The organism is Maricaulis maris (genome assembly GCF_003634045.1).
In the GTDB taxonomy this organism is placed as follows: Bacteria; Pseudomonadota; Alphaproteobacteria; order Caulobacterales; family Maricaulaceae; genus Maricaulis; species Maricaulis maris.
The window spans coordinates 490,839-509,280 of the sequence record NZ_RBIM01000001.1; the positions used below are offsets into that span (position 1 = coordinate 490,839).

Annotated in this window: 17 protein-coding genes; 10 read left to right on the forward strand and 7 right to left on the reverse strand. The window is 62.4% G+C overall.

What is annotated here, in order from left to right; all coding sequences use genetic code 11:
• The first annotated feature begins 6 nt into the window (after positions 1-6).
• The 4 genes from C7435_RS02370 to C7435_RS02385 all read left to right on the forward strand — a co-directional run bounded on the left by C7435_RS02370 (position 7) and on the right by C7435_RS02385 (position 4,246).
• Positions 7-381, forward strand: coding sequence for a response regulator (locus C7435_RS02370; RefSeq protein ID WP_075188919.1), 375 nt, complete (start codon positions 7-9; stop codon positions 379-381).
• Between the two features lie 11 nt (positions 382-392).
• On the forward strand, positions 393-1,586 hold the full coding sequence (locus C7435_RS02375; protein WP_121209875.1) for a protein-glutamate methylesterase/protein-glutamine glutaminase: 1,194 nt from the start codon (positions 393-395) through the stop codon (positions 1,584-1,586).
• 1 nt (position 1,587) lies between these two features.
• Positions 1,588-2,424 (forward strand): CheR family methyltransferase, encoded by an 837-nt coding sequence (locus C7435_RS02380; protein ID WP_075188921.1) that lies wholly within the window; start codon positions 1,588-1,590, stop codon positions 2,422-2,424.
• Between the two features lie 526 nt (positions 2,425-2,950).
• Entirely contained in the window at positions 2,951-4,246 is a 1,296-nt protein-coding gene (locus C7435_RS02385; RefSeq protein WP_233350659.1) for a helix-turn-helix domain-containing protein, read from the forward strand.
• Between the two features lie 48 nt (positions 4,247-4,294).
• Here the strand turns inward: C7435_RS02385 and C7435_RS02390 are convergent, their stop codons facing one another.
• Positions 4,295-4,822 carry a porin family protein gene (locus C7435_RS02390; protein WP_170150317.1) on the reverse strand — a complete coding sequence of 176 codons (528 nt, stop codon included), beginning with the start codon at positions 4,820-4,822 and terminating at the stop codon, positions 4,295-4,297.
• 309 nt (positions 4,823-5,131) lie between these two features.
• On the opposite strand from C7435_RS02390, the gene C7435_RS02395 reads away from it, so the two are divergent.
• The 3 genes from C7435_RS02395 to C7435_RS02405 all read left to right on the forward strand — a co-directional run bounded on the left by C7435_RS02395 (position 5,132) and on the right by C7435_RS02405 (position 6,159).
• A complete protein-coding gene (locus C7435_RS02395; protein WP_121209878.1) occupies positions 5,132-5,440 on the forward strand; it encodes a hypothetical protein in 309 nt (102 codons plus the stop codon).
• A gap of 300 nt (positions 5,441-5,740) precedes the next feature.
• A complete protein-coding gene (locus tag C7435_RS02400) occupies positions 5,741-5,917 on the forward strand; it encodes a DUF1328 family protein (protein ID WP_075188984.1) in 177 nt (58 codons plus the stop codon).
• A 47-nt stretch (positions 5,918-5,964) separates the two neighbouring features.
• A complete protein-coding gene (locus tag C7435_RS02405; RefSeq protein WP_121209879.1) occupies positions 5,965-6,159 on the forward strand; it encodes a hypothetical protein in 195 nt (64 codons plus the stop codon).
• Between the two features lie 71 nt (positions 6,160-6,230).
• Here the strand turns inward: C7435_RS02405 and ctrA are convergent, their stop codons facing one another.
• Positions 6,231-6,926: a response regulator transcription factor CtrA gene (gene ctrA, locus C7435_RS02410; protein WP_075188927.1), complete on the reverse strand. Its 696-nt coding sequence runs from the start codon at positions 6,924-6,926 to the stop codon at positions 6,231-6,233.
• 527 nt (positions 6,927-7,453) lie between these two features.
• Here ctrA and fliI point away from each other — a divergent pair.
• Together fliI and C7435_RS02420 are read left to right on the forward strand one after the other, a co-directional pair.
• Entirely contained in the window at positions 7,454-8,797 is a 1,344-nt protein-coding gene (gene fliI, locus C7435_RS02415; RefSeq protein WP_075188986.1) for a flagellar protein export ATPase FliI, read from the forward strand.
• Positions 8,794-9,213, forward strand: coding sequence for a flagellar FliJ family protein (locus C7435_RS02420; protein WP_121209880.1), 420 nt, complete (start codon positions 8,794-8,796; stop codon positions 9,211-9,213). The genes fliI and C7435_RS02420 overlap by 4 nt, the downstream gene beginning before the upstream one ends.
• 220 nt (positions 9,214-9,433) lie before the next feature.
• Here C7435_RS02420 and C7435_RS02425 read toward each other — a convergent pair whose 3' ends face one another.
• Entirely contained in the window at positions 9,434-11,518 is a 2,085-nt protein-coding gene (locus C7435_RS02425) for a TonB-dependent receptor, heme/hemoglobin family (protein WP_121209881.1), read from the reverse strand.
• 129 nt (positions 11,519-11,647) lie between these two features.
• On the opposite strand from C7435_RS02425, the gene C7435_RS02430 reads away from it, so the two are divergent.
• The gene (locus tag C7435_RS02430) at positions 11,648-12,640 is read left to right on the forward strand and encodes a DUF6607 family protein (protein ID WP_121209882.1); all 993 of its coding nucleotides are present in this window, start codon (positions 11,648-11,650) and stop codon (positions 12,638-12,640) included.
• Between the two features lie 36 nt (positions 12,641-12,676).
• Here the strand turns inward: C7435_RS02430 and C7435_RS02435 are convergent, their stop codons facing one another.
• The 4 genes from C7435_RS02435 to C7435_RS02450 all read right to left on the reverse strand — a co-directional run bounded on the left by C7435_RS02435 (position 12,677) and on the right by C7435_RS02450 (position 18,228).
• A complete protein-coding gene (locus C7435_RS02435; protein ID WP_075189484.1) occupies positions 12,677-13,639 on the reverse strand; it encodes a LysR family transcriptional regulator in 963 nt (320 codons plus the stop codon).
• Positions 13,640-13,676: 37 nt separating this feature from the next.
• Positions 13,677-14,894, reverse strand: a complete 1,218-nt coding sequence (locus tag C7435_RS02440; RefSeq protein ID WP_233350660.1) for a hypothetical protein — start codon at positions 14,892-14,894, stop codon at positions 13,677-13,679.
• 126 nt (positions 14,895-15,020) lie between these two features.
• A complete protein-coding gene (locus C7435_RS02445; RefSeq protein ID WP_233128263.1) occupies positions 15,021-15,881 on the reverse strand; it encodes an outer membrane lipoprotein-sorting protein in 861 nt (286 codons plus the stop codon).
• Complete coding sequence (locus C7435_RS02450; protein WP_121209885.1) at positions 15,850-18,228, reverse strand: efflux RND transporter permease subunit; 2,379 nt, start codon at positions 18,226-18,228, stop codon at positions 15,850-15,852. Before C7435_RS02450 ends, C7435_RS02445 begins: the two co-directional genes overlap by 32 nt.
• Positions 18,229-18,442: the final 214 nt, after the last annotated feature.

Consider the following 18,442-nt stretch of genomic DNA (forward strand, 5'->3'; position numbering starts at 1 on the left):
GTTGGGATGAAAACATGTTTGGTCGTTGACGACTCCCGGGTGATCCGGAAAGTCGCACGCAAAATTCTCGAAGAGCTTGATTTTGAATGCCATGAGGCGGGTGACGGGGCTGAAGCCCTGGAAGCCTGTCGCAAGCAGATGCCGGATGCGATCCTGCTGGACTGGAACATGCCGGTCATGAATGGACTCGACTTCGTCAAAGCCTTGCGCCGCGAAGAAACCGGTGATCGTCCGATCGTGGTTTTCTGCACGACCGAGAACGACATGGCGCACATCACCGAAGCTCTGCGGGCCGGCGCTGACGAGTATGTCATGAAGCCTTTCGACGGCGACATCATCGAGTCCAAGTTCCAGCAGACGGGTTTGCTGCGCGCGTCCTGAGGGAGTTTCCAATGACGGAACTCGCCCCCAAGGCGTCTCCCGCCCATTCCATTGCCAGGGTCCTCGTTGTCGACGACTCGGCTGTTGCCCGCGGTCTCATGACCCGTTGGGTCGAAGAGGACCCGGATCTCACACTCGTCGGCTCTGCCGTCGACGGTGAGCAGGGTCTTCGCAAGGCGACCGAACTCAAGCCCGACCTCATCGTTCTCGATGTTGAAATGCCGAAAATGGACGGGCTCGCTGCCTTGCCATTGCTGCTGAAGGCTGTGCCGGGCTGCAGGGTTGTGATGGCGTCGACATTGACCCGCCGCGGCGGTGAAGTGACGATCCGGGCCCTGTCGATGGGCGCTGCCGATTATGCGTCCAAGCCTCAGGCCGGCCGCTTGGCGGGCGCCGAGGAATTCCGCCGCGACCTGCTCTCCAAGCTGAAAGCGCTGGCACCGCGGCCAATTCCGCCAGTGCCGACCCAGCGCGATGTCCTGCCGTCAACGACACCGCCGGCACCGGCAACGCCGACAGCGCGCACAACGACCGCGCCGCCGTCCGCCGCCGCCCCGGCCAAAAAAATGCATGCACCGGTGGCCCAGCCGCCGATGAATCGCGGTGGAACGCCGCGCCATACCGGGCGTCCGGAAATCATTGCAATCGGGTCCTCGACCGGTGGTCCGCAGGCCCTGCGTGATGTGATCGGTGCCTTTCCGGCCGATGTGCGATCGCCAATCGTGATCGCCCAGCACATGCCGGCCCTGTTCACCAAGATCCTCGCCGAACATCTGACCAAGGCCGGCAAGCTGGTGTGCAAGGAAGCGGAAGACAATGAGCGCCTGAAGCCGGGCTGCGTCTATATCGCGCCGGGTGATTTCCACATGACCATCCGCAAGGACGCGGCCGGTTACTATGCGGTGCTCGACCAGACACCGCCGATCAATTTCTGCCGTCCGGCGGTTGATCCCCTGTTCCAGTCCGTCGCCGAGGTTACCCGCGGCGCGGCGCTGGGGATCGTGCTGACGGGCATGGGCCATGACGGCCGCGAAGGCGCGCGCATGCTGCGCAATGCCGGCGGCACGATCCTGGCCCAGGATGAGGCGACGAGTGTCGTCTGGGGAATGCCGGGAGCCGTTGCCGAGGCGGGTCTGGCTGATGAAATTCTGTCCCTCGCGGACATGGGCCCGGGCATTGTCCGGCGCGCGAAAGGTGGGCTGTAAAATGATAAAACACGACGACATCCTTTTCGTTGCCGCAGAGGCGTTCAAGCGCTCCGGCCTGGTTCTGTCCGCTGACAAGGGTTACCTGCTGGAAAGCCGCCTGGCGCCGCTGGCGCGGGCCGAGGGCTATCCCTCGATCGAAGCCCTGATCACGGCAGCCCGGCGCGATGCCGGCGGTCGCCTCCTGTGGGCGATCACCGAGGCCCTGGCGACGCACGAGACCTTTTTCTTCCGCGACAACACGCCGTTTGACCTGTTCAAGCAGGACGTGCTGCCGGTCCTGGCCCGAGCCCGCGGCAATAATGGATCGATCCGGATCTGGTGTGCCGCCTGTTCGTCAGGCCAGGAACCCTATTCGCTGGCCATGCTGCTTGAGGAAGAGCGCGCGCGTCTTGGCAATCTGCGTGTCGAGATCATTGCCACCGACATGGCGCCGCGTGTGCTGGAGAAGGCCAAGGCCGGCATCTATTCCCAGTTCGAGGTCCAGCGCGGCCTCGCCGTGCAACGCCTGGTGCAGCATTTCGAACAGCAGGGCGAACAGTGGCGCGTCAAGCCAAACATTCGCTCGATGGTGACCTTCCAGAAGCAGAACCTGCTGGAAAACTTCTCGGCGATGGGCACGTTTGATCTGGTCCTGTGCCGCAATGTGCTGATCTATTTTGATGCCGACACCAAGAAGAAGGTGCTGGCGCGTATCGCGACGCAGACGGCCCAGGACGGCTATCTGATCATGGGCGCCGCCGAAACCGTGGTCGGTCTTTCCAGCGATTTCTCGCCGGTCGAGGGGCGTCGTGGCCTCTATGGCCGCCAGGCTGTCGCCAAATCAGCTGCGGCCTGATCCTGTCCGGTCAGGACGCGAATTGAGAAACCCCGCAGTGGCGACTGCGGGGTTTTCTTTTGTTTGGGGCGACGGATCGTCCCCGACGGCCTTTCCTCAAGGACCGGCCCGAGCGGGCCGGTCGTCAGCGGCCCGGGCAAAACTGACTTTCCGTTATCTTCAAGCGTGCCGATGGCCAGGCGCACGAGTCAAGCGACGGGATGAATCATGACAGCCAGCACTCTTGCCGTCGTCGCGATGGTGATCACCGAGGCGGGCTGCGCCACCCCCCCCGCCATCTCGGCCAATTGACAGGGCAACGCGCTGCCGGGCCGCGGTGGATCCGTTGTCCATCTCAAGGCCAATCTCGGGGATGCGCCGGTCGCCTCTGTCGCCGGTCGTCATAGTCCATGTCGCACCGATCGCGTATGGGGCGTCGCTTTTCCCCTGTTTCGGCTTGCCGGTGCGGCCAGCTGCCCTGCCAGTCAGGGCCTCCTCGCCTTCATGACCGAGGCAATGGAGGGGGCGGCAACCAGGATTGACCTTGTTGGTACCGAAACCGAAGGTGGACATGATGGATTGGGCTTCAAATTTGTCGGATTACCCATTGGAACAACTCAAATTGGCGTTGCTAACCGCCGGGTTCTCGCAGTCGCTGCTCGTGGCCGTGATGCTGATTGCCTATGCGCGCAGCAAGGCGGAGCCCCGCTTCTATCTGGGCGTCTTCGTCGGTCTCTACGGTTTGACATTCCTGGCCGAAATCACGTCCATGACAGGCGTCCTGACCGTGGCGCCCGGCCTCGCCGTGCCGCTTATAGCCGCGCCGATGTTTCTGGGGCCGCTTCTCTACCTGTACATCACCAAGGTCGTGAACCGTGAAGGTGAGCTTTCGGCTCCGGTCAACCGACAACACTTCATTGCGCCAGCTATTGGGGCGGTGTTCACGTCGGGACTGCTTTTTGTGCCAACCGACGCGTTTGGCGGCTTCATCACTCAGGACGTCGACCCGGCCACTCCGGTAGACTTTCTTATCGTGTTGATGCTGGCCGTTGTCTTGCTGGTCACCTTCGTCATCACCCTGATCTACATCATCAAGGGCTATGCACTTCTGAACAGGAACTCGGCCAGCATTCGTGACGAGTTCTCCAATCTGGACCGCAAGCGGCTGAGATGGCTGAAAGTATCGCTGATCAACATCTCGCTCCTGTGGGTGGTGACGATGGCGGCTGACTGGACCGACTGGTCGGAGGCGTCGGCCGGCTTTATCGCGCTGAGTGTTTGGGAATTGCTGAGCTTTTATGTGATGGCGATCCTTGGACTGCGACAGGGCGTCATCTTCGGACCACAATCCCCGCCGCCGGCGCCCGTCGCGCCTGTGCCGCCGGGCAGTGCCCGGGACGATCCCGATGCGGGTCCGGGCCCGTCCGAAGGTCGGCAAGAGGCGGAGCAGAAATATTCCAAATCCGGCCTGACCCAGCGGGACATGGACCGTATCGCCGCAAAGATCCGGCAGGCTGTCCATGCCGACGGGATCTATCGCAACAGTGACCTGTCACTGACCCAGCTGTCGAAATGTATCGGTGTTCAGGCGCCCTACGTGTCCCAGACACTGACACAGGAGATCGGCAGTACGTTCTACGATTTTATCGCCCAGGCCCGTGTTCGGGCGGCGATGGAGATGTTGGCCGACCCCGACAGTTCGGAGTCGGTCCTGTCGGTCGCCCTCACGGTTGGGTTCAACACCAAATCGACTTTCAATGCCGCGTTCAAACGCGTGAGTGGTACGACCCCAACCGAATGGCGGCGAAGCTGCGGTGGGCACCGCAACTCCGCCGCCGGCTGACGTCCGATCGCCACAGGGGGGCAGGCGATGGCGTACAGACCCTGCCTGCTAGAAGCGGCGCACGTAGGAAATACCCCAGCTCGACGCATCGTCTCGATCGTCAAAATCAGTCCGTGAGTATTCCAGCCGGACGCCATGGGCATCGTTGAAGAAGAAATCGGCGCCGGCGCCGAACGCCAAGCCGGAGTCGTCGCCGGACGGCCCGGCGGTGGCCTTGAAGTTGGCGATGTCATAGCCGATGCGGGCAAACATGGAGAGGTGTTCGGATACCGGATACTCGCCGGCGACTGACACGCCATATCCGTAGCGGAAGCGGGCTCGTGGCTCTATGGACGAGCAATCTGTGCCAACCGGGCAATCAATCCCCGAGGAGCCGCTCAGACCCGACACCGCATTGGCCTCGACACGGATGAAGTCCGTGAGGTTGTAGCCCAGCCGGCTATTGAGCGAGTGGGCGTTGAATTCGTCAAATTGTTGGTAGGCGTAGCCCTCGGAGAGGGTGAAGCGCGAGTCTTGCGCATGGGCAGTTGCTGAGAAAGCGGCGACCAGAGCCGTTGTCAGGATCAGATGTTTCATTGTTTTTCTCGAAACTGGATTTGAACACGGATTGGAATACCGGCGGCCTTGGGCACGGCGCAGTTTTGCTTGAGCGCCTTGACGCCCGGGGGGCGGCCACCGTTTGGACATCCAGCCGGATTCAAGTGGGATGATCCCGTTGCTCAGACCCGGCTGATGCGTCTTGGTAGCGGTGTCGGTCGGTCATGACGTCCGAGCCATCCGGGGCGGTCTGCCGGAGCTGCCAGCGAGGGCCGTGCCGTTTGGCTCGGACGCCGCATTTCGCCTGGGGCGACTAAGGTCCGGTTACGATCAAAACCGGAGCCCCGCATGACCTCACACATCAAGTCAATCATCCGCCCGACCAGGATTTGGCTGGCCGTTCTCACGATCGGACTCTTCGTGAGCGGCTGCACGACATCCGAGCCGCTCACCTCACCGGACGGCCTTCCGGGCTTCTCGATCGATTGTTCGAGCGGTCGCTGGAGTGACTGTTATGAAGAGGCAAGCCGCTTGTGCCCGCAGGGCTATATCGTGATCGATCGCGTTGGAGATACGGACACGCATGTCTCAGAAATGGATGGCGACTTGAGCTTCCAGACCATGGTCAGCCGTGAACTGATGATCGAATGCCGGTAGTCGAGACCGCTGCCGATCACTACCGCACGAAAACGCGACCGTGGTCAAAATCATGGACAGGTCTCACCGCCATTGTGGCGCTGTGGTCAACCATGCAGGGGGCGGCTGTGGCTGACCATGACGCCTGACCATCCGGGCCGGCGTCATGGTGTCGCATGGATCGGCGAATGCCTGCCCGGCCCCTGAACAGGGGAGGACAATTTGTCGGAGCGTCGCCGGGCAATACTTCAGCTTCGCGGCTGAACGGAACCAAAGCCCGTTCCAGGCATTTCATGGACATAGCCGAACCAGGAGATGATCATGTTAAATCTTGCTCTCGCCTTTTTCATTATTGCCGTGATTGCCGCCGTACTGGGTTTTGGCGGTATCGCAGCGGGCGCCGCGTCGATCGCGAAGATCGTGTTCGTCCTGTTTCTCTTTCTGTTCGCGCTCTCGGTTGTGGTAGGTCTGTTGCGCGGACGTAATCCGCGGATCTGACACGCAGACAATCCAGAATTCCTGAAGTCACACAGAAAGGAAATCCCATGTTGCGCAAATACATTCCGCTTGCCTTTACGGTCTCCGCCCTGGCCTTGGCCGGCTGCACCGACGGTGATGCCGAAAATGCCGGCGAAGAGGTCGACGCCGCGATTGAGGACGTCACCGGTGAAGACAGCGATACGTTCGAAGAAGCCGGCGAGGAAATCGATGACACGACGGACGAGCCGTCGCGCGATTGATACCGGACACCGGACATGAAAAAGGCCCGGGCGGGCAGCCCGGGCCTTTTTATCACGCTGAGACCGGTGGATCAGGCTGACGCCTTCTCCTCGACCGGGTCGCGCAGCACATAGCCGCGGCCCCAGACCGTCTCGATATAGTGTTCGCCATTGGTGGCCGCTGCGAGCTTCTTGCGGAGCTTGCAGATGAAGACGTCGATGATCTTCAGTTCCGGCTCGTCCATGCCGCCATAAAGATGGTTCAGGAACATTTCCTTGGTGAGCGTCGTTCCCTTGCGCAGGGAAAGCAGCTCGAGCATCTGGTATTCCTTGCCCGTCAGGTGGACGCGCTGTCCTTCGACCTCGACCGTCTTGGCGTCGAGATTCACGCCGATCGAGCCGGTCTTGATGATGGACTGGGAATGGCCCTTCGAGCGGCGCACGATCGCATGGATGCGGGCGACCATCTCGTCCTTGTGGAAGGGCTTGGTCATATAGTCGTCGGCGCCACAGCCCAGGCCGCGCACCTTGTTGTCGATGTCCGCATTGCCGGTGAGGATCAGGATCGGGGTGTCGACCTTGGCCACGCGCAGCGTCTTGAGGACGTCGAAGCCCGGCATGTCCGGCAGGTTCAGGTCAAGCAGGATGATGTCGTAATCATACAGCTTGCCCAGATCCACGCCCTCTTCGCCGAGATCGGTGGTGTAGATGTTGAAACCCTCGGATTTCAGCATCAATTCGATGGACTGGGACGTTGCCCGATCGTCCTCAATAAGAAGAACCCGCATATGGTTCGCCTCCGGTTTTGCTACCCGGGCGAATCAGTGCGCGCCCGGTCTCATCTGGTGATTAACCTTATTTGGACGCTATGCGGAAACCCTTAACGAAAGTTAACTGCGTCTTGACCCAGTTTTGGAATCGCAGATTTCCGAAATTTCCCCGGAAAAGCTTGATTCGGATTTCGCGTTAACCATTCAAGGGTTAACGGGGGTACCAGGGCCATCATCGCGGTGAAATTGTGCGGATTGATCAAATATGCACGGTATAAAGTATTCCCAGTGAGTTGCGATTTTCACCTGTGCAGACAGGCAAATCGGCTCAGGATTCCCAAGATCCGGTCGACCAGGCTTATCCACAGGCAATTGTTGCGACTGCGGGACTCAGCATTGGAATCGGAATCCGGCCTCGGTCAGAATCACCGCGTTTCCAAGGCTGCAGAATCTGCCGGGTGTTTACGTCGAGGCAACCGACGGCCCTTAAACTGTCCGGGAAGTGGCATTTGCGCCACATTTGAGAAGGCGGGCTGACCCGTATGATGCAAACCCTGATCGATCGCGTCGGGCGACTGGATGACCGGATCCTGGAAGGACGGGTCACCGCGCTCAACGGGCTGCTTGTCGAGGCGGAGGGGCCCAAGGCGGGCCTGTCACTCGGAGCCCATGCCCGGATCGACACCGGTAATGGCATCGCTGAATGTGAAGTGGTCGGTTTTCGCGGTGAAACGGCGTTGATGATGCCGTTTGGTCCGCTTGAGGGCATTCGGCCGGGCGCCCGCGCGCTGCTCCAGCCGGAAGCTGCCCGTGTTCGCCCGAGCCAGTCCTGGCTGGGCCGTGTGCTCGACGGGTTCGGGCGTCCGCTTGATAGCGGTGCGCCGCTCACCGAAGGCGGCACGCCCTATCCGCTCAAGGGCAATCCGCCCAGCGCCCATGGTCGCGCCCGTCTGGGCGACCGCATGGATATGGGCGTGCGCGTCCTCAACAGCTTTGTGCCCATGCGTCGTGGCCAGCGCCTCGGTATTTTTGCCGGATCGGGGGTCGGCAAGTCGGTGTTGATGTCGATGCTGGCGCGCGCCTGCGATGCTGATGTGATTGTCATCGGCCTGATTGGCGAACGGGGCCGGGAAGCACGTGAATTCGTGGATGACGTGCTCGGGCCGGAAGGTCGCAAGCGCTCGGTCGTGATCACCGAAACCTCGGACGCGCCGGCCCTGGCCCGCCGTCAGGCGGCGCATCTGACATTGACCGCGGCGGAGTATTTCCGCGATCAGGGCCTTGATGTGCTGTGCCTGATGGACAGTGTCACCCGTTTTGCCCTCGCGCAGCGCGAAATCGGCCTTGCCGCCGGTGAACCGCCGACCACGCGCGGCTATACGCCGTCGGTATTTGCTGAATTGCCACGGCTACTTGAGCGCGCCGGGCCCGGTCCCGAACGTAAAGACGGCAAAAAAGCAGGCTCCATTACCGGTCTTTTCACTGTTTTGGTGGATGGTGATGACCATAACGAACCCATAGCCGATGCCGTACGAGGCATCCTGGATGGACATGTGGTCATGAGCCGAGCCATTGCTGAACGGGGGCGCTACCCCGCCATCGACGTTCTCAAGTCGGTCAGCCGGACCGCGCCTGAAGTCTATGACGCAGCCGAGCGACCCCTGGTCGCGGAAGCGCGCAAGCATTTGTCGGCCTATGCCGACATGGAAGAATTGATCCGTTTGGGTGCTTACACCCAGGGATCGAATCCGGCGGTGGATCGGGCCATAGAGCTCAACGATCCGCTGGAAGCGTTTCTCGGACAGTCAAAAGACGAGGCGGCGGATATTCCGTCGACCTTCGCGATGCTGTCGGAGATTTTGGGTGGTGGTGAAGGAGTGCGACAATGACACGCTCACATGAACCCTTGATCCGGCTGGCCCGGTTCAAAGTGGAAGAACTGCAAAAGCAGATGGCCGAGCTGGATCGCTCCCGGGCGGCACTGATCGGACAGATCGAGCGGCTCGAGGCATCCGTGCCGGAGGAGCAGGCGGCTGCGACGCAGTCGAAAGAGGGCTATGTCGCCTACGGCTCCTATGCCCAGGCGGTGATCAAGCGGAAGGAGAACATCCGCGCCTCGCTCGATGAGGTCGATGTCCAGGCCGACGCCCTGCGCGACCGGCTGTCGGAAGCCTTCACTGATCTCAAGAAATACGAGCTGCTGGAAGAACGCCGTCTGGCCCGGATCGAACAATCCCTCCGCGCCGCCGAACAGGACGAGCTCGACGAAATCGCCCAGATTCGCCACGGACGCTCATCACACTGACCACGCGAATTCTGTGACGACGCAAAAAGGCCCCGGACCAGCTGGTTCGGGGCTTTTTGTTGTTTGGGCGCGGATACCCCGCCAGGATTGTCATCCCTGCCGGATGTCCGGCGAAGGCCGGACGCAGGGCAGGGACCTATGTGCCGGTGACCAGCTAGGTCCCTGACGTTCGCCCGGCTTTCGCCGGGCGTCCATCAGGGATGACAAGGAGACGGGCCGATCAAAAGTTCTGCGACCAGCTCACATCGACACGGACCGAGCGGCCCGGTTCGCTGACGCCGGCGAAGACGCGGTCATAATCGTGGTCAAACAGGTTTTCGACACCGGCATTGATGCGCAAGCCGCTATCGGCGATCGGTTGCCAACGGGCATAGGCGTCGGCGACGACATAGCCCGGCCGGTGTTCGCTGACGGCCAGCGGTTCGTCATACTCACCGGCAGCCTCGATGCGGCCACCCAGGGTCAGGCGGGTATCCTCGAAACGCCAGCGGCCATCGAGGAAGAGCCGGGTCGGCGCGAGCGAACCGAGCGGATCGCCGGTGGCGACGTCCTTGCCGTCAATACCCGTGAGTGAAGCGTCCAGCGAGAACGGGCCTTCGGCGAGGCCAAGCTGGATTTCATAACCTTCCAGCTCCGCAGCGCCGACATTGCGGCTCTGCGTCGTGCCGGCCGAGCACGGACCGAAGAAGGGCGGGGCGAAACAGGTCGGATCAAAAGCGAAATCGACAAAGAGGTCGATCAGGTTTTCCGCATCGGTCTGGTACCAGGAGGCGCTCACGTCGAGGCGGTCGACATTGATCCGGTCCGACAGATCCACCCGCAAGCCGATTTCCAGCGTTTCGGTCTCTTCCGGCAGCAGGTCCGGATTGGCAATGAACTCGTTGGTGATGAAGGTCGGCGGGCCGAGGATGATGTGCGGCAGCGAGAAGTGGGTCCCGTCGAGATAGAGCTCGTTGATCGACGGCGCGCGGAAGGCTTCACCCCAGCTGACGAAGACATTGAAACTGTCGATCGGCGCATAGGTGGCGGCAAAGCGGCTGGACGTGGCGTCGCTGGAAACCGTCGTGGTGGTTGGGGTGGAGGTTTCAAACGAGTCCTGGCGCACACCTGGCAGCAGGATGACCCGGCCCGGCAGGCCGAAGGGCGCCGGCCCGTCGAGTTCGAGCTGTACCCAGCCGGCCGTGAACTGGCTGTCGGCATCCGGCGCACCGCCGCGCACACCGCCAGCCTCGGCGCTGTCATAACCGTCCTGGCTGTCTTCGTAATACTCACCGCCCACGGTCAGGCCGGCATCATAGGCACCGAGGGTGAAGTCAAAGCGCTGGTCGAGGCGGATGCCGGAGGTTTCCAGATCGCGACGAAGCTCGCGGCCGGACACGGTCTCGGTCTCATCGACGCCGGTCTCGTTGCGATAGACGGTGACGTCGAGATCGAGCCAGCTGATCGTGGACGGGGCGATGGTGGCGTTCAACGTGATCGCGTCCGACGTGATGTCCTTGTTGACCAGGGCGTTGAGCGAACCGACCGCGGCCGCGCCCTGGGCATTGTTCGGCTCGGTGGCGCTGCCGTCGAAGGTCTGCCAGCTCAGCTCGGCCCGGATACCGTCGGCCAGGTCGGCGCCAAATTTGAGCAGGCCGGAGACGCTGTCATCATCGGCGGGCAGGTCATTGCCGGAACCCAGCGCGATATCGCCGGAGCTGCGCGAGGAGATCGAGGCGAGGGCGTCGAAGGCACCGGTGCGGCCGTAAAGGCTGACCGAGCTGCGGGTTTCCTCGTCCACCGAGCGATAGCCGGCGCCGAGGCCATAGCCCCAGTTCTCGCCATTGCCGAGCAGGTCGTGCGCGCTGGCAGTGCGGAAGGCGATCACCCCGCCGGAAGCGCCGGAGCCGAACAGGGCCGATGCCGGCCCGCGCACGGCTTCAACGCCAACCAGCATGGCCGGGTCGACAAAGAAGACACCATCATGGGCCGACCCGAAATTCTGCCGGGCGCCGTCGAGCAGCAGGGTCGTATTCTCGCGGCCCTGGCCGCGTAGCGACACCGTCTGGCCGGTGCGGCGCGGGCCGCCGGAAACGTCGACGCCGGGGAGCTGGCGCAACAGGTCATCAAGGTCGGAGGGGCGGCTGAGGTCGAGGGCTTCAGCATCAACGGTCGCGGTCGCGCCCGGATACACGAAGCGGTCCAGCTTGGTGTAGGTGGTCTCGACGATGATCACGTCCTCGGCCGTTTCGGCCTCGTCGGCTTGGGCGAAGGCGGGAGCGGCGAGGGCGAACAGGGCGGTCGAGGCCAGAAATACGCGTTTCATGATAAGTCCTGATTGCGAATGATTTGCATGAGCTGTGTTCTGCCGCTTGATTTCTGCGAATGCAAGTGAGAATTTGTATCAACAACTGCCAATTCCATCCGGGTCATTCCAGATTTCACCGAGGGGCTAATGAAACTCGCTTATCTCGCTGCCGCCGCACTGACGCTGTCTGCCTGTGCCACGACGACCACCGACACCGCGCCAGTATCGGCTCCGACGCTGCCGGTCGCCACGCATTCGCCGGAAGCATTTGAACGGGATCGCCAGGCGATCCTCGCCATGCAGGGCGAATATGCCGTCACTTTCGATTTCCGTGAGATGGTACCGATTGCCGACGGTTACGAGCTGGCAGAACCGAAGCTCACCCCGGCCCGCGAAGTCGTCGTCGTGGTCGAGGACACGGGCGATTTCATCATGCTGCAGCACTTGCTGATCGCCGGTGAGGGCGACAACCCCTTCATCGTCAAGCATTGGCGCCAGGATTGGCGCTATGAGCCGGCGACCGTGCTGGCTTTCCAGGGTTTTGATGACTGGACCGTCGAGGATGTCGCCGCAGCCGATCGCGCCGGCGCCTGGTCGCAGACCGTTTACCAGGTCGATGACAGCCCGCGCTACGCCGCCGTCGCGCCGTGGACGCATGATGCGGATGGCATTTCCACCTGGGAACCGCCGGTTTCCTGGCGTCCGCTGCCGCGCCGCGATGACACCACGCGCGACGATTATGACGTGATTGCTGCCGTCAACCGTCACACGGTCACGTCTTGGGGCTGGATCCACGAGCAGGACAATTCCAAGCTCTCGCTGGAAGACGGCGTTGTGCACGAGCTGGTCCGCGAAGTCGGGGTCAACACCTATCGCAATACCGATCTGTCCAACGGCCAGGCCGCGCTCGACTACTGGGATGCCACGCAGGAATACTGGGCCCTGGTTCGCGCCCGCTTTGACGCGCTGGAAACCGATGGCACGCGCCGTTTTCACATCGAGGATGATGCCGAGGGCACGCTGCTCTACGGCCCGGTGCTGGAAGCCGGTCAGCGGGTCCTCTTCGGTATCAGCGATGCCGAGACCGCTTTTGAAGATGCGGCGACCTATCTGGACAGCCAGATCACCATCATCGAATAGCGCCCGGCGCTGACCGGGAAAAAGAAATGGCGACGGCTAGCTGGCCGTCGCCATTTTTGTTGGCGCGGGCGTGTCAAAAGGCAGGGTGACCGGCTCCAGGACTTCGCAGAACTCGATGATCGCATCGCGCATCCAGCGCATCGCGCCGTCCAGTTCGAAGCGGCGATTCCAATAGACCGCGACCGGCACTTTCTCGATCTTGAAGGGGATGGGATAGACGGCGAACCCGCCTTCCTCGAGCATCTTGGCCGCCATGCGCGACGGGACCGAGGCCACGAGATCGGTGGTCTTCACCAGATGCGCGACGGTGGTCATGTGCTGGGTCGTGATCGCGACGCGGCGGCGATGACCCAGCTTGGCCAAGACCTCGTCGACCAGTGACTCGGAGTCGCCGCGCTGCGAGAAATTGACGTGGGAGAGGCTGGCAAAGGTCGCGATATCGGGTGGCCCCTTGACCAGAGGATGACCGGCCCGGGTCGCGAAGACGTGTCGTTCCCGCAGGACCGGGCGAACGCCGAAGCGCTTCGCGGCGGGAAATTCCATATGCATCATGAAGTCCAGCTCGCCGGCATCCAGCAGGTCCATGCCCTCCTCAATATCAACCGAGCGAATACGCAGATCGATCATCGGCGCGTGCACGGCCATATAGGCGAGCAGGTCCGGCAGTACGAAGAGGTCAAAATAATCGGCGCATCCGATCTGGAATTGCCGCCGACACTGCTTGGCGTCAAACGCCGGGCCACTGTCCAGCGCCTGTTCGATATGGCGCAGGGCCTCGCGCACATCCTTGATGATCTCGCTGCAGCGTTCGGTCGGTTCGATCCCGCGGGGTGCGCGCAAAAAGAGCTGGTCGCCAAAGACCAGGCGCAGGCGCGAAAGGGCGTTGGACACGGTCGGTTGCGACACGTTCAAACGCCGCGCGGCCCGGGTCACATTGCGTTCGTGCCAGAGCGCGTCGAAGGTGATCAACAGGTTCAAGTCAATATGTTTGAGGCTCATCAGGCTCATCCTTCCTGCACGCTCCAACCGGTCCGGCTCAGAAATGCCGGGTGATGCGAAGGGTGATGGCATCATCGTCCTGCACGACAGCCAGAGCGTCGGCGGGGTCGACATTGACGGTGAAACGCCCCTCGATTTCCACGAATATATGGGTACCCAGACGCCGTTCCGCTTCAATCAGGACTGCGCTTGATCCATTTTCCACGTCGATGACCGCGCCGCCGAGCAGGGATGTGTCATTCATGTCATTGAAAGCAAAGCGGCCTCCCAGGAAGACATCATTGTCGAAGGAAGTCGGCGGCGCGACCGATGGATCGCTGTCGCGGCCATCGGAATGGTATTCGACCAGCACGCCGAAATCGGCACCGGACGCGGTGACGCCATAGAAGGTGTATTCCAGCCCGCCGGTGAAGGCGGCAAAGGTGTCGCCCTGGCCTTCGCGGACAATGGCCTCGCCCTTCCACAGCCAGGCGCCACGGGTCAGCTGCACATCGGCCGAGAGCTGGGAAATGATATTGTAGACCGGCCGCAAGCTCTGCCCGTCGGCGGATGGAACGAATCCCGGTTCGCGGCTGGTGCCGTGAAAGGCCGCCAGTCCGAGATCCCAATCGCCGAGATAATGGCTCCAGCGGGCAGCGATATCGACATGGCGCTCCTCGTCGGCATGTTCGTAGAGCGGGGCATCCGTGTCGACGATGAGCGGGCCGCGCAGCCGGCCCTCAATGCCGGGGAAGGTGCGCTCGCGAAAGCCGGGCAGGAGATAGGCTTCCAGCCGTCCCCAACCGGTCTGCCGGGTCAGGCGGATGGCGGGCTGGCCCAGCTTGTCCTCGCCATCACTGTCCTCGACTCCGTCGGTCTGGTTGATGATGTCGACCAGATGCCGCGACTCGGTCACGCCCCAGAACACCTTGATCAGGCCGGCCTCGACGGTCAGCTCGTCGCCGACAAAGCGGTAAAAGCCTTCGCGCAAATCGGCATGGCTGCGCGCGTCATCGACGGCGTCCAGGCGCGCCCAGGGCACCAGAACGATCTGGTGGCGGCGGTCGGCGCTGCGCCAGCGAAAATCACCCTCCAGGATGATCGAAGTCTGGACACCATCCTCTTGGCCGGCGAAGGCCGGGTCGTCGGGAAAAATGCGCGCTTCGGCGCCGATCGAGCCTCCCACGTCCCAGCCCTGGGACAGGGCAGTGGAGGCGCCGAAGATCACGGCCGCCAGCACCAGCAACGGCATGATCAGGGATTTCAGGGTACGCATCAGGGACCTCATGATTGGCCTCATCAAGAACAAGCCGCCGCGACTGCACCGACAGGGAGAGGTGCAGTCGCGGCGGTCGCTGAGCCGGCCGCAGTCGGGCAGGGCCGCGGCCGGTCGGCTGGGGGGCTAGTACTGGCGTTCCAGAACGCCACGCACGAAGTCGTTGTCGGTCAATCCGACCCCGAATTCGAAATCGCCATAGACAAGATCGGTCGACTTGCCGGTCTGGTGATTGGTCATGACCAGGCGGTGGGCGCGCCAGATCCCGTCGCCATATTCACGGTAGTCGCCCAGATCGAGCGTCTTGAGGTGATCACCGCGGCGGTCGAAGAATTCAATGCGGCGGACCTGGTGGATGGTCTGGTCGATATAAGAGACCTGGCGCGAATAGCCGGAGTTCTCGTAGCGCGGAAAACGCTCGACGACGTCGGTCGGCAGGGTTTCACCGGCCACCGTGATCGCTTCGGTGGTCAGGTAGTTGTGCTCATACTTGTTGAGCTCGACCGCGGTGAAGTCCTCGAAGGCAAATTCCGAGCCCACGAAGGGGCCGGACTTGTTGGCCGAGGAGATGCGGCGCACCCGGGCCAGGGCCGGCAGGTAGAGCCATTGATCGTCCGGCTCCAGGATGTGGGCGTGCGACAAAAGGGCGGTGCCCTCGACATCAGCCGGGGTGTGGAACACCACCACAGACTTGTCGCCAACCGTATTGTCAGCCCGTTCCAGTGTCTGGAAGCTCAGCTGGCGCGAGGTTTCCTGACCGGCGGCATTGCGCAGCGTCATGGTCGCCTCGACCCGGCTGTCGCCGAAGCCATTGTCGGAATTGTCCGAACGGATGGCGATCTCATAGCCGCGGCGTTCGCTGTCTGTGTCGACCCAGGCCGGCAGCTCGGCCTCCTGGGCGAAGGCCGGTGCCGGGCCGGCCAGGGCGAGCAGGCTCGCCATGGCCAGCAGGGATTTACTGAGCGGGTTGGTAGCTTTGGTCTTCATCACGGTTTTCTCCGGATTGCGTATTGCGGGAGGTGAGCTTGTTGAGCTCGACGAGGAGGGCCGGCAGGAGCAGGAAATCGAGCACCAGGGCGAAGACGATCGCCAGGGCGGTCAGAAGACCCATGTCGGCATTCAGCTTGAAGGTTGAGAGGGCGAGGACGGCAAAACCGGCCGCCAGGATGATGGTGTTGATCACGATCGCCATGCCGACGGTCTCGAAGGCGTAGCGGATGGCGCCGGCAGTATCGGCGCCGCGCTCGACGCGGGCCCGACGGTATTTGGTCAGGAAGTGGACCGTGTCGTCGACGACAATGCCGAGTGAAACCGCACCCACCGCCGCGACCGAGAAACCGACCGTGCCGACCAGCAAGGCCCAGACCCCGAACGTGGTCAGGATGGGCAGTGTGTTCGGGATCAGGCTCAAGGCGCCAAGACGCAGCGAGCGCAGGGCCAGGATCATCACCAGGCCGATCGCCAGCACGGCGATGATATTGCCCGAGATCATCGAGTTCACATTGCGCTCGGCGACATAGGCGAACATCACCTGGGCCCCGGTCGCCGATGTGTGCATGTAGTCCGGCGTGTTGTCCGCCAGCCAGGCTTCCGCCGCGTCGAGGAAGGCTTTCGTCTCCTCGGTCGTGACATTGTCCAGGGTGACGGTCAGGCGCGAGGCCGACTTGTCGATATTGATGCGGTCATTGAGATCGAGGCCATAGGGCAAAGAGAGCTCGTAGAGCAGCAGGTATTGCGCCGCCAGACCGCGATCATCCGGCAGGGTGTAATAGTCCGGATCATCGCCATGCAGGTTGCGATTGAGGCGCCGCATGATGTCGGTGACCGAATAGACATGGGTCACATTGTCCTGCGAGCGGGCCCAGGCCGCGAAGGCGTCGAGATTCTGCAGATATTCCGGCTCGGCGATCCCGCCCGAGCTTTGCGCCGGCACTGAAAACTCGATCGGGTAGAGGCCGAAATCCTCCAGCGCCTGGTCATTGTCGCGCCGCACTTCCAGCGAGGTGTCGAAATAATTCACCCACTGGTCGTTGAAATCGATGGTCGGGATGAGCGCGATCAGCGCCGCGCTGCCCGCCACCGAGCCGAACAGGACCGGGCGGCTGTAACGGGTCACCCAGTTGGCCAGCTGGCCCATGCGGGCGGTGGCGTCCTTGCCATCCGATTTGCGCGGCGAGGCCTTCATCGGCAGCAGCGAGACGATGGCCGGCAGGAAGGTGATCGAAAGCAGCCAGGCGGCGACGATGCCGATGGCGGTCATGGTGCCCAGATGTCCAAACGGCGGCGAGTCCGACAGGTTCAGCGCCATGAAGCCGATGACGGTGGTCAGCGAGGTGATCGAGACCGCGAGGAAATTGATCCGCACCGCATCGATGATGGCCTCACGCTTGGCCAGCCCGTCGCGCATGCGTTGCCGCATCGACATCAGGACGTGGATCGAGTCGGCGATCGCCAGGGTCAGGACAATGGTCGGGGCCGAGGCCGAGACCGGGGTCAGCCCGATGGCAAGGAAGCCGGCCGAACCCATCGCGACGATGGTCGAGAACAGGATCAGGAACAGGGTGGCCAGCGTGCCGCTCCAGGAGCGGATGGCGATCATCATGATGACCAGCAGGACGAGATACATCAGCGGAATGAGCTTCGCCATGTCGCCCATGCCGCTTTCCATGAAAGCATTGTTCATCATCGAGATTCCCGACAGGACGATGTCGATATCGGGATATTCCGCCTCGATGCGGTCACGCAGGGCGCGCACGACCGCCACCGATTCCGGCACTTCCATCGAATGGAGTTCGGGGTATTGCAGCACGATGTTGATGGCCGTGACCGACCCGTCCGGCGTCACCAGCTGGTTGCGCAGGAGCGGCTCGTTGAGCGCGATGCTGCGACGCTCCAGAAGATCGCCGCGTTCAAGCGCGTGGGCATTGCGGACCAGGTCCTCGACGATCAGCTCGTCGCCCTGTGCCCAGGTATGCTGGAAATTGGTGATGGAATCGACGCGGATGGCATAGGGGACCTGCCAGCCGGCCTCGGTGATCTCCTCGACCACGGCCAGCGTGTCGGCGGAAAACACATTGCCGTCTGCGGGACGCACCACGATCAGCACATTGTCGTTCTTGGTGTAGGTCGCCTGGAAGGTCTCGAAGGCGGCAAGTTCCGGGTTCTCGTCCGAGAAGAAGGCCCGGTAATTGGTGTCGAAGGCGAGGTTCGGCATGCCGGTGGCAAAGCCGAATGTGGCGAGCAGTGTCACGAGGATCACCGCCCAGCGCCAGCGGATCATGCGCTCGGCCAGGGCCGTTGCGAACATGTCCGTGCGGTTTCTGATTGCGCCCATTTCGGGTCCTTTCAGGCAATACGGATTACGCTCACCGGCGCGTATCGCGTCCGGCGGCAGTCGCGGCGCCAAGGCGCGCGCGTCAGATGTCAGAATGTCGGGTGTGGGCGCGCCTGGGCGCGCAGGCGCTTAGCGCGTGTCGGTATATTTCGTCATGGCGATCCCTCTTTGCGACCGCCGGACGGCTGGCCGCGCAATCAGGTGGGGCATCACC

Excerpts from the sequence above, each read along its gene's own strand:
- C7435_RS02430 (WP_121209882.1), top strand. The coding sequence starts at position 11,648 with ATGAAACTCGCTTATCTCGCTGCCGCCGCACTGACGCTGTCTGCCTGT.
- C7435_RS02400 (WP_075188984.1), top strand. The coding sequence starts at position 5,741 with ATGTTAAATCTTGCTCTCGCCTTTTTCATTATTGCCGTGATTGCCGCC.
- C7435_RS02440 (WP_233350660.1), bottom strand. The coding sequence starts at position 14,894 with ATGCGTACCCTGAAATCCCTGATCATGCCGTTGCTGGTGCTGGCGGCC.
- C7435_RS02445 (WP_233128263.1), bottom strand. The coding sequence starts at position 15,881 with ATGAAGACCAAAGCTACCAACCCGCTCAGTAAATCCCTGCTGGCCATG.
- C7435_RS02450 (WP_121209885.1), bottom strand. The coding sequence starts at position 18,228 with ATGGGCGCAATCAGAAACCGCACGGACATGTTCGCAACGGCCCTGGCC.
- C7435_RS02390 (WP_170150317.1), bottom strand. The coding sequence starts at position 4,822 with ATGAAACATCTGATCCTGACAACGGCTCTGGTCGCCGCTTTCTCAGCA.
- C7435_RS02380 (WP_075188921.1), top strand. The coding sequence starts at position 1,588 with ATGATAAAACACGACGACATCCTTTTCGTTGCCGCAGAGGCGTTCAAG.
- C7435_RS02375 (WP_121209875.1), top strand. The coding sequence starts at position 393 with ATGACGGAACTCGCCCCCAAGGCGTCTCCCGCCCATTCCATTGCCAGG.
- C7435_RS02425 (WP_121209881.1), bottom strand. The coding sequence starts at position 11,518 with ATGAAACGCGTATTTCTGGCCTCGACCGCCCTGTTCGCCCTCGCCGCT.
- C7435_RS02405 (WP_121209879.1), top strand. The coding sequence starts at position 5,965 with ATGTTGCGCAAATACATTCCGCTTGCCTTTACGGTCTCCGCCCTGGCC.
- ctrA (WP_075188927.1), bottom strand. The coding sequence starts at position 6,926 with ATGCGGGTTCTTCTTATTGAGGACGATCGGGCAACGTCCCAGTCCATC.
- fliI (WP_075188986.1), top strand. The coding sequence starts at position 7,454 with ATGCAAACCCTGATCGATCGCGTCGGGCGACTGGATGACCGGATCCTG.
- C7435_RS02420 (WP_121209880.1), top strand. The coding sequence starts at position 8,794 with ATGACACGCTCACATGAACCCTTGATCCGGCTGGCCCGGTTCAAAGTG.
- C7435_RS02395 (WP_121209878.1), top strand. The coding sequence starts at position 5,132 with ATGACCTCACACATCAAGTCAATCATCCGCCCGACCAGGATTTGGCTG.
- C7435_RS02435 (WP_075189484.1), bottom strand. The coding sequence starts at position 13,639 with ATGAGCCTCAAACATATTGACTTGAACCTGTTGATCACCTTCGACGCG.
- C7435_RS02370 (WP_075188919.1), top strand. The coding sequence starts at position 7 with ATGAAAACATGTTTGGTCGTTGACGACTCCCGGGTGATCCGGAAAGTC.